7 protein-coding genes and 1 pseudogene are annotated in these 10319 nt (G+C 65.5%); all 8 read left to right on the top strand.

Annotated features, from left to right (window positions below; all coding sequences use genetic code 11):
- The first annotated feature begins 1353 nt into the window (after window positions 1-1353).
- The 8 genes and pseudogenes from AWB81_RS27935 to AWB81_RS27900 all read left to right on the top strand — a co-directional run bounded on the left by AWB81_RS27935 (window position 1354) and on the right by AWB81_RS27900 (window position 10287).
- A complete protein-coding gene (locus tag AWB81_RS27935) occupies window positions 1354-2205 on the top strand; it encodes an ABC transporter permease (RefSeq protein ID WP_159938947.1) in 852 nt (283 codons plus the stop codon).
- Window positions 2202-2960 carry an ABC transporter ATP-binding protein gene (locus AWB81_RS27930; RefSeq protein ID WP_062639760.1) on the top strand — a complete coding sequence of 253 codons (759 nt, stop codon included), beginning with the start codon at window positions 2202-2204 and terminating at the stop codon, window positions 2958-2960. The genes AWB81_RS27935 and AWB81_RS27930 overlap by 4 nt, the downstream gene beginning before the upstream one ends.
- A 32-nt stretch (window positions 2961-2992) precedes the next feature.
- Window positions 2993-4009 (top strand): ABC transporter substrate-binding protein, encoded by a 1017-nt coding sequence (locus AWB81_RS27925; protein ID WP_062639759.1) that lies wholly within the window; start codon window positions 2993-2995, stop codon window positions 4007-4009.
- Between the two features lie 28 nt (window positions 4010-4037).
- Window positions 4038-4775: an SDR family NAD(P)-dependent oxidoreductase gene (locus AWB81_RS27920; protein ID WP_062639758.1), complete on the top strand. Its 738-nt coding sequence runs from the start codon at window positions 4038-4040 to the stop codon at window positions 4773-4775.
- A gap of 50 nt (window positions 4776-4825) precedes the next feature.
- On the top strand, window positions 4826-6490 hold the full coding sequence (locus AWB81_RS27915) for a rhodanese-like domain-containing protein (RefSeq protein WP_062639757.1): 1665 nt from the start codon (window positions 4826-4828) through the stop codon (window positions 6488-6490).
- Window positions 6487-7700 (top strand): annotated as a pseudogene (locus tag AWB81_RS27910) (LLM class flavin-dependent oxidoreductase). The gene AWB81_RS27915 and the pseudogene AWB81_RS27910 overlap by 4 nt, the downstream one beginning before the upstream one ends.
- Window positions 7697-9028 carry an LLM class flavin-dependent oxidoreductase gene (locus AWB81_RS27905; RefSeq protein WP_062639756.1) on the top strand — a complete coding sequence of 444 codons (1332 nt, stop codon included), beginning with the start codon at window positions 7697-7699 and terminating at the stop codon, window positions 9026-9028. Before AWB81_RS27910 ends, AWB81_RS27905 begins: the two are co-directional and overlap by 4 nt.
- A 26-nt stretch (window positions 9029-9054) precedes the next feature.
- Entirely contained in the window at window positions 9055-10287 is a 1233-nt protein-coding gene (locus AWB81_RS27900; protein ID WP_062639755.1) for an SfnB family sulfur acquisition oxidoreductase, read from the top strand.
- The last annotated feature ends 32 nt before the right edge of the window (window positions 10288-10319 follow it).

The raw sequence follows: 10319 nt of genomic DNA, 5'->3' as shown, positions 1-10319 counted from the left end.
GGCAGGACCCTGACACCTTCGAGATGTTCCGACTGGCCACATAACCCCAAGACTGTGCCGAACTCGGCACTCTTGAGAGTTTTAGTCACTGGCGGCATAAGCAATCCTCACTATACACCAGTCTGTTCGCCATCTTGCCCTTAACGCGACAAAACCCGTGCGGCGGCCAACCGTCATTGTGTGCGTCGGAGAAATATTGGCCGGGGGATCGGCGCTTGGTTTGACCTACGTTGAGTCCCGCCGTGAGCCTCACGTGTTGAGCGGACGAGCCGCCGTGACGATCTTTGCGACCGCCGCAGCGTATGCTGATTATCGGCGTCGGCCCGCTGACGATTGTTGATCCGGTCCCAGAGCTCACCGCCTACTATGCGGGATTGGGGTTCCACGCTCCCCCGGTCGGTCGGATAGAATTGGTCGAAAAACCTATACTACGTCGGATGAGCGCTAGGCACCGCCGAAAAGTGTTCGCCCTAGCGGTGTTTGATCCGAGCGCGCCGTTCGTAACTTGAAAGCCACCATCTGGTGGCTTTTTTCATTTGAACGGCGGTGAGCCGGACGGTCTGGCTTGTCACTTTCGCGAGCCAGCAGTAAGCTCGCCCGGGAAGGGGCCCTTCGTCTGTTTGCGTCTGCCTTGGCCGTCATACGCAACGCAGCGCATGGCGGCCGCTACTTTCGCTCTTGTGCCCGAGCTGAGCGTTCCGGCCCCAGTACCGCAAATCCGTACGGGGCGTCTGGCGGTTGCCGCGCGCGCCACCACGCATTCGCGAATCTGCTGAAACCAGACGTACTTGAAGAACCATTCTCCCAAACGGACACAAGATTCAGCGAAAGTTCTCGACTTGCGTGCCCATATAAAACGGTCGAGTCGGCATGGCCCCTTCATGGGCCATCGACAAGCAACCTGCACATAAATAACGGAGAAAATCGAATCGTGCAAAAGCCACTTGCCTACGTCTTCGCAATCGGGATCGAACTGCTTAAGGCTAAACAGGCGTTCACGGCAAGGGCGAAGCCACGGTTGAGTCGGTGAAGTTCCTGAACTACGCGAAGAACGACATTACTCGCTTCGAACTGAACGGCCGCTTCGTTGTGACCCACCTTCGGGACGATCGTTTCGGCGGGCACTCGGATGACCCTCCAATTGACTGCAACGCTCCGCACGAATTTACTTCACACGTCAGCAGCTAATCAATGCACGGAATCGATCAAAAGCATCCGTGAAATGATCAGTTTGCGATGGACACGTGCGCGTCGAAGATGATTCTCCACCTTCAGGCACGCCACGCTCATGTCCCTCACCTCTGCTTCCACCGCCGCGGCGGCGCTCAAGCGTCGATTCGCGAGGCGCCCCGCATGAGCGCGCTGCCAACGCCTCGGCGAAACGGCCACGCGAACTTGCGCGTGTTCAAGACACGCGCCGCAAGCAAGCGTCAGGTGTCGACGCGGGAACTCACGCGTCTCATCTTCCCGGTCGCCTTGCTTCTGGTCTGGCAGTTCGCGGCATCGGCGGGATGGATCGATTCTCACGTGCTCGAAGCGCCGCTTGATGTGGCGACCGCCCTCGTCGATCTCGCCCGTAGCGGCGTCCTGGGGGACAGCCTCGTCGCATCATTGCAGCGCGCGGTTGCAGGCTTTCTGATCGGCGGCGGCATCGGTCTCGTGCTCGGTCTCGTGGCTGGCTTGTCGCGCATCGGCGAGCGCACCTACGACGCGCTCCTGCAGATGCTGCGGATGATTCCCTTTCTCGCGCTGATTCCGTTGTTCGTGATCTGGTTCGGCGTCGACGAGAAGCCGAAGATTCTGCTCATTGCCATCGCGTGCGTGTTTCCGGTGTATCTGAACACGTTCTCCGGCGTGCGCCATGTCGATGCGAAACTCGTCGAAGCCGCGCAGGTCTTCGGCATGTCGCGCACGGCGATCGCGATGCAGATCGTGTTGCCGCTCGCGATGCCTTCGATTCTCGTCGGGGTCCGCTACGCGATGGGCACCGCGCTGCTCGCACTCGTCGCGGCGGAACAAGTCAATGCGACTTCCGGCATCGGCTATCTCGCGCTCAACCCGCGCGCCGCGCTGCGCACCGACATCATCCTGGGCGTCGTGCTCGTCTACTCGTTGCTCGGCCTCACGATCGATGCGCTGCTGCGCGCCGCCGAACGCATCGCGCTGCCCTGGCGCCGCACCCTGACCGAAGATCGCCGCCGATGACACGCGACACCACCGCACGCGAGCCCGATCTCGCGGTTTCCATTCGCCAGGCCAGCAAGCATTTCGGCGAGCGCGCGATCTTCGAGCGTCTCGATCTGACGATACGGCGCCGCGAATTTGTCGCGCTGCTCGGTGCATCCGGCGCCGGCAAGACGACGCTGCTACGCACCCTGCTCGACCTCGATTCGCTCGATGCCGGCGAGGGTTTCGTCGCCACACCGCGCGCCGCCGTGTTTCAGGAGCCGCGCCTCATTCCGTCGCAGCGGGTCTGGCAGAACGTGCTGATGGGCGTACCACGAACGTCACGCGCTCGCGAGCTCGCCATCGCGACACTTGCCGAAGTGGGCCTCACGCGCCACGTCGATGCCTGGCCCGCGACGCTGTCAGGCGGCGAGGCACAACGCGTCGCGCTGGCTCGCGCATTAATCCGCGACCCGGCGTTGCTGTTGCTCGATGAACCCTTCGCCGCGCTCGACGCGCTCACCCGCCTGCGCATGCAGGACCTCGTTCGGCAGCTCGTCGCGCGGCATGGACCCGGCGTGCTGCTCGTCACGCATGACGTGGAAGAAGCCGTGCGCCTCGCCAGCCGCATCGTCGTGCTGCGCGATGCGCGTCTCACGCTCGATGTCACGGTCAGCGATGCAGCAGGGCAGCGCGATCCGTCGCATCCAGAAGGCGCTGCTCTGCGTGATCGTCTCTATGCCGAGCTCGGCGTGCGGCGTACGGCGATCAGCCCTAGCGCCGTCGCCGCGTGAACTTCCAACCAATCTCAACTCGAAGACGCCTCATGCCCATTGCCCGCCCTTTCCTTCATTCGCTCTTCGCTTTGATCGGCGTCACCGCTTGCGTCGCTTCATCGTCCCACGCCGCGCAGCCTGTCTTGCGCGTGGGCATTTTCCAGGACGTGACACGCGAAGCCATCGAGGCGACCGATTTCCTGAAGGGCACGCCGTATCGCATCGAATGGGCGCGTCTGAACGGCGCGGGACCTACCGTCCAGGCGCTCGGCGGCAATGCGATCGACATCAGTTGGGGCCTGAGCGATACGGCCGCGCCGAAGGCCTCGTCGGAGGATCGCCGCAACTGGACCGCTGAAACCGCCCCGATCAAGCTCATCGGCCTGCTCGCCCCGGTCGACAGCAAGCGCTACTCGCCGATGCTCGTGATCGCGAGCAAGGCATCCGGCGTCACGAAGATCAGCGACTTGCGCGGCAGGACGTATGCGTTCAACGAGGGCGGCAACGCGAACGCAGTCGGCCTGCTCGCCCTCGACAAGGCCGGCCTCAACGTGAAGGACGTGAAGCTGCGCTTGCTTACGTACGACGCCACCGCACCCGCCGTCGTCGCGGGCGCTGTCGATGCGGCGCCGGCCACGCGCTCCCGGGTCGCGGACGCGCTCGCGAGCGGCGCAGTGCGCGAGCTCGCGACCGAGAACGAAGTGGGCTTTCCGGGCTTTGTGTCCGTCACGGCGCGCACGGGCGCGCTGAAAGACCCGCAATTGAGCGAGGCGATCGGCGATTTCATGACGCGCCTCGCGCGCTACCTGAACTGGGCAGCCACGCACGACGCCGAAACAGCCGCCGCCTACGCCAAAGCCCAGCAGCTCACGCCGGATCAGGCGCTATTCGCGGCAAAAAGCGGCGCCTATCGTCTCGTTCCGGTGAAACACGACGGTGCGCCCTTCAAGGCCGAAGTCGAAGCGACCCAAAAGCTCGGCGACATCGGCTTCTATCCGCGTCCGGTCGATTTCTCGACGGTCGTCGACGACCGCTATACCACGCAGATCGAGGTGGGCAATCGCTGACCTAATCCATCATTCATCGGAGCAATGTATGAGCAAGCCGTTTGAAGGCCGCGTCTTCTGGATCACTGGCGCGTTCGGCGCGCTCGGCGCGGCCACCGCAAGAAGGCTCGCACTCGCGGGAGCGAACGTGATCGCGTCCTCGCGCAACGTCGATACGCAGCTTTTCGCGGAGTTGCCGCGCGTCGTGCCGCTGTCGGTCGACGTCGCCGATGACCGCAGCGTACGCTCGGCCTTCGCGCAGATCGAAGAGCGCTTCGGCCGTCTCGATGGCCTCGTGACCAGCACGAACGTGGCTGCATTCGGCGACTTCCTCGACCTCACCGACGACGACTGGCAGCGCGTCATCGACGCCAAGCTGCTCGGCTCGGTGCGTCCGATACGCGCCGCCTTGCCGCGCTTCATCGCTCAGGGGCACGGCGCGATCGTCGCGATCTCCGGACGCGGCGGTATCGCGCCGCCGCCCAATCACTTTCCCGGCTCGAGTGTCAATGCGGCGCTCGATCTGCTCGTTCAGGGCCTCGGGCGCAGGTACGGTCCGCTCGGCGTGCGGGTGAACGCGGTCGCGCCGGGCCCGATCCGCTCGCCGCGTTTCGATTCGATGGCCACCACGCAGGCCGCGACCGAGCCGACGCGCCTCACCGCGCTCGACGGCCCCGGCACGCCCGAAGACGTCGCGGCCGCAGTAGCGTATCTGCTGTCGGACGACGCGCGCTTCGTGACCGGCACGCGGCTCTATGTCGACGGCGGCGGCCCCCCTTACGCGTGATTCGCGCTCCCGCTTCGTCTTCCAAACTCAACTCAAAGGACTCACCGCTCATGTCCCGCCTCGTCTCTCCGGCGCAATTGCGCACGCTCATCGGTCAACGCACGGAACTCGCCGTGCTCGACGTCCGCGAGGAAGGCGTCACTGCGCGAAAGCGCCTCTTCTACTCGTCGATTGCGCCGGTCGGCCGCCTGGGTCTCGTGATCGAGCGTCTGGTACCGCGACGGACCACGTCCATCGCGCTTGTCGACACACATGGCGAGCACACGGAGCGCGCCGCCGCGCTGCTCGCACGCTGGGGATACACCGACGTGTCGATCCTCGAAGGCGGCGTCGATGGCTGGGAACGAGCCGGCTTCGAGGTGTTCAGCGGCACGAATGTGCCCGGCAAGGCGTTCGGCGAATTGATCGAGCACCGGCTCCATACGCCCAATGTCGACGCGGTGACGCTCAAGGCTCGCCAGGATGCGGGCGACGATCTCGTCGTGCTCGACTCGCGTCCGTTCGGCGAATTCAACACGATGAACATTCCGGGCGGCGTCGATTGCGCGGGCGCGGAACTCGTTTATCGCGCGCTCGCTGCGGCACCCTCGCCGGACACGCTGATCGTCGTCAATTGCGCGGGCCGCACGCGCAGCATTCTCGGCGCGCAATCGCTCATCAACGCGGGCGTGCCGAATCCCGTCGCGGCGCTGACGGGCGGCTCGATGTCGTGGCTGCTCGCAGGACTCGAACTGGAGCATGGCGAGATCCGCACCGCGCCGCGCCCGGATGCGGTGACGCTTGCCACGGCGCGCGAACTCGCCGCCGCCGCCGCGCGCAAAGCCCAAGTGCCGGTGATCGACGGCGCGACGCTCGCCCTGTTCGAACGCGAGAGCGGCGAGCGCACGCTGTATCGCTTCGACGTGCGCGATCCGCTCGAATACGAAGCGGGCCATCCGGCGGGCTGGCGTTCGGCGCCGGGAGGGCAGTTCGTGCAAGCGACCGATGAATACGTGGGCACGCTGCACGCCCGCGTGGTCCTGCGCGATGACGACGGCGTGCGCGCCCGCATGACCGCTTCGTGGCTTCGACAACTCGGCTATCTCGACGTGCATGTGCTCGACGACGCAGCCAGCGCGGCGCTCTCTGACGACACCTTCGAAGCCGGGCCCGAACCATTGAACATCCGTCCGCACGGTGCGCGCACGCGCTGGATCGAGCCGGACGCGCTGTCGCGCGCGATCTGTGAAGGCAAAGCGCAAACGATCGATATCGACAGCAGCCTCGCCTTCAGGCGCAATCATGTAGCAGACGCGCGCTTCATCGCCGCGAGCGAACTGCACGCACGTCTCGACGGCTTCCCACGCGACCAACAGATCGTGCTGGCCTCCGAAGACGGCGTACTCGCGGGAATCGTCGCGGCGGAACTCGCGGCGCATCGTCCGGATATCGCCGCGCTGATCGGTGGCACGCGACGCTGGATCGCGCTCGGGCTGCCGCTGGAATCGGGCGATGCCAACAACCTCACCGGCGACGACGACGCCTGGTACAGCCCGTACCACGCCGAACCCGACCGCGTCGCCGAGCAGATGAACGCGTATCTCACGTGGGAGCTTGAACTCGTCGAGCAAGTGGAGCGCGATGCGATCGCGTCGATCAATGTGCTCGACTTCGAAACCGCGACGACGGAGCGCAGCCGCGAGCGTCTGAGCGAACCGAGCAGTACCGCCGCATGAGCTCGATCGCCCTGCCCGCATTCGACGGCGCATCGAGCCCCGCCGACATCCCCGGCAGCCCGCTTCACGCCGCGTTCGCGCAGCCGCTCATGCTCGGGCTTTTCCTGCCGATCCAGAACGGCGGCTGGTCCATCTCTACGCTGCCGCGTTCCACCGACTGGCGCTTCGACTACAACGCACGTTTGACGCGCACGGCGGAGGCGCTCGGCTTCGATCTCGTCTTCGGCCTCGCACAATGGCTCGGCAAGGACGGGCATGGCGGCTCGCTCAAGTATCGCGAGCAATCGCTCGATGCGTTCATCGCGACGAGCGCGCTCGCCGCGATCACCGAGCGCATCCTGCTGATTTCGACCGTGCACGTGCTCTACGGACCGTGGCACCCGCTGCACCTCGCCAAGTTCGGCGCAACGCTCGACCATATCTCCAACGGCCGTTGGGGCCTCAACCTTGTGACGGGACACGTCGAAACCGAATGGGCGATGTTCGGCCAGCCGATGATCGCGCACGACGAGCGTACGAGCGCGCCGCCGAGTTCGTCAGCGTGCTCGACACCTTGTGGCGCAGCAACGCGAACCTGAACATCCGGACGCCGCGCTGGAATCTGCACGACGCGTTCGTGAGCCCGCGCCCACGCTATCACCGCCCGGTGCTCGTGAACGCGACGGGGTCGGCTGCGGGCATCGAGTATGCCGTGCGCCATTCCGACCTCGTCTTCATCACGAGTCCGGCGGGCGCGCATTTCGACGAGGCCATCGAAGCGCTGCCCGCGCATACGGGCAGGATTCGCGAAGCAGCGCAGCGCGTGGGTCGGCGCGTGCGCACGCTCATCAATCCGACCATCGTGTGCCGGCCGACCGAGCGCGAAGCGCGCGATTACCACGATGCGATCGTTGCGCATGCCGACGAAGGCGCGCTCGACGGATTCGTCGGTCAGGCTGCGCGTAGCGATGCAAAGGCGTGGGCGAAGCACAAGCGCGAGCAGCGCATTCTCGGCGGCAATCTGCATCTGATCGGCTCGCCCGAGCAGATCGTCGAACAGTTGCTCGCGTTGAAGCGCGCCGGATGCGACGGCGTGCAACTCACGTTCTTCGATTTCGAGCCCGATCTCGCGTACTTCGGCGAAGCCGTCCTGCCGCTGCTCGTCGAAGCGGGCTTGCGGCATCCCGCGCCGGCACCGACACATCAACCGATTCTCCAGACGACGCCATGATCCTGCCACGCCAGTTGCATCTGAACACCAACATCACGGGCGTCGGGCGCCATCCGGCCGGCTGGCGCAAGCTCGACAACCCGCGCGCGATCATCGACCTGAACTTCTTCAAGGAGATCGCGGCCATCGCCGAACGCGGCAAGCTCGACGCCGTGTTCCTCTCCGATCTGCTCGCGCTGCGCAATCACGCCGAAACGCCTTCGCAGGCGCTGGAGCCGACTGTCCTGCTCACCGCGCTCGCGGGCGCGACGCAACACATCGGGCTGATCGGCACGGCCTCGACCACGTTCAACGATCCGTTCAATCTCGCGCGCCGCTTCGCGTCCGTCGATCACATAAGCGGCGGGCGCGTCGCGTTCAACGCCGTGACGACCTACGACGCTTCCGCGGCAGCGAATTTCAGCCACGAGGTACCGCTCTCGACCGAGGAACGCTACGCGCGTGCGCAGGAATTCGTGGAGGTCGTGACCAAGCTCTGGGATAGCTGGGAGGACGACGCCTTCGTCGCCGACCAGGCGACCGGGCGCTATGCCGATCCCTCGCGCGTGCATGCCATCGAGCATCGCGGGACGTACTTCTCGGTGCGCGGACCGCTGACTGTTCCGCGCAGTCCGCAAGGTCGGCCCGTGCTCGTGCAGGCCGGGTCGTCGGAAGGCGGCCGCACGCTCGCCGCCCGCTTCGCCGATGCCGTCTTTACGTCGCAAACCACGCTGCCCACGGCGCAGGCCTTCTACACCGAGATGAAGGAACGCGTGCGGCGGCATGGACGCAATCCCGATCATTTTCTGTTGCTGCCGGGCCTGTATCCGGTCGTCGGCGGCACCGAGCGTGAAGCGCGCGAGCGCAAGGCCGAGCTCGACGCCCTGCTCGACACCGACCGCGAAGTCGCGCGTCTAGCGGGTCAACTCGGGCTTGCGCCGGACGATCTGCGCATCGATGCGCCGCTGCCTTACGAGCGCATCGAGAAGGTCGCGCGTTCGGACATTTCGCGCGGTTTCGTTGATTCGACGGTCGCGCTCGCGAAAAGCGAAAACCTCACCGTGCGCGATCTGCTCGACCGCAATCCGGGCGCGCACCGGATCATCGTCGGCACGCCGGAGCAGATCGCGGACGACATCGCGCGCTGGTTCGGCGAACGCGGCGCGGACGGCTTCAACCTGAACGCCGATGTCTTTCCTTCGGGCCTCGCCGCTTTCGTCGATCACGTGATTCCGCTCTTGCAGCGCAAGGGCATTTTCCGGCGCGACTACGAGGGCTCGACACTGCGCGAGCATCTTGGCCTGCCGCGCCCCGAGAGCCAATACGTCCGCGCGCATCAGGCCGCGTAAGGCGATTCAATCGACAAGAGAAGACCATGACCTTCATTCTGGAGCGCCCGAGCGTCACGCAAACCGCCATCATTCGCTCGGACGAAGAAGCGCTCGACATTGCACGCCGCCTCGCACGCGAGTTCGAAGCGAATGCACCGCAGCGGGATCGCGAGCGTCGCCTGCCGCGCGCCGAAATCGAAGCGTTCAGCCAGTCGGGGCTGTGGGGTACCAGCGTGCCGCGCGAGTTCGGCGGCGCTGATGTCTCCGTGCAAACCATTGCGGACGTCTTTGAATTGATCTCGGCGGCGGACCCGTCTCTCGGGCAGATTCCGCAGAATCACTTCGCCACGCTGGAACGGTTGCGCTACGACGGTACGCCGGCACAGCAGGAATTCTTCTTTTCGCGCGCGCTCGCCGGTGAACGTTTCGGCAACGCCACCGCCGAGCCCGGCGACCGTCTGCCATCCGGGCACGAGACGCGCGTGCGGCGCAAGGACCGGGGCTTCGTGCTGTCGGGCCACAAGGTCTACTCGACCGGCGCGCTTTTCGCGCACTGGATACCGGTGGCCGCGCGCGACGACGAGGGCTTGCCCGTGACCGCGTTCGTCCCGCGTCATGCGCGCGGGGTCGAAGTCATCGACGACTGGTCGGGCTTCGGCCAGCGTACGACGGCAAGCGGGCAAGTGCGGCTGACCGGCGTCGCACTGGACGCGCTGCAGATCGTGCCGCGCGGACGGCACGCAGGGATCGATACCGCCAATGCCGTGTCGCAACTCGTGCACGCCGCGATCGATCTGGGCATCGGCCGGGCTGCGCTCGACGATACGAAGCGCTTTCTACGCGAGCTTTCGCATCCCGCGCGCGGTAGTGCCGCAACGCATGCCACCGACGATCCTTTGACGCTGTGCGACATCGGCGCGTTGACGATCGATCATCACGCCGCGCAAGCTTTGACCGCGCGTGCCGCGACGCTCATCGATTCAGCGCGCGGCGATGCTTCACGCGAGGCCGTGGCCGCCGCCATCGTCGCGACGGCGGAAGCCAAGGTCCTCACGACGAACTTCGCCCTGACTGCCGCGAACAAGCTCTTCGAACTCGCCGGCACGCAATCGACGCTCGAAGCACACAACCTGGACCGCCACTGGCGCAACGCGCGCACTCACACGTTGCACGACAGCGTCCGCTGGAAGTATCACGCGGTGGGGCAATACGCGTTGAATGACTTGCTCTGCGATCCTTTCACCTACGCGCATCCCTACTCGCCGGTCGCCGGTTGAAAGACAAAGGGCGTGCGTCGCGCACGCCCTCT

This window comes from Caballeronia arationis, from assembly GCF_001544975.2.
Lineage (GTDB): Bacteria > Pseudomonadota > Gammaproteobacteria > Burkholderiales > Burkholderiaceae > Caballeronia > Caballeronia arationis.
This window is presented reverse-complemented; position numbering and strand designations above follow the sequence as displayed.

Excerpts from the sequence above, each read along its gene's own strand:
- AWB81_RS27920 (WP_062639758.1), top strand. The coding sequence starts at position 4,038 with ATGAGCAAGCCGTTTGAAGGCCGCGTCTTCTGGATCACTGGCGCGTTC.
- AWB81_RS27930 (WP_062639760.1), top strand. The coding sequence starts at position 2,202 with ATGACACGCGACACCACCGCACGCGAGCCCGATCTCGCGGTTTCCATT.
- AWB81_RS27915 (WP_062639757.1), top strand. The coding sequence starts at position 4,826 with ATGTCCCGCCTCGTCTCTCCGGCGCAATTGCGCACGCTCATCGGTCAA.
- AWB81_RS27900 (WP_062639755.1), top strand. The coding sequence starts at position 9,055 with ATGACCTTCATTCTGGAGCGCCCGAGCGTCACGCAAACCGCCATCATT.
- AWB81_RS27935 (WP_159938947.1), top strand. The coding sequence starts at position 1,354 with ATGAGCGCGCTGCCAACGCCTCGGCGAAACGGCCACGCGAACTTGCGC.
- AWB81_RS27905 (WP_062639756.1), top strand. The coding sequence starts at position 7,697 with ATGATCCTGCCACGCCAGTTGCATCTGAACACCAACATCACGGGCGTC.
- AWB81_RS27925 (WP_062639759.1), top strand. The coding sequence starts at position 2,993 with ATGCCCATTGCCCGCCCTTTCCTTCATTCGCTCTTCGCTTTGATCGGC.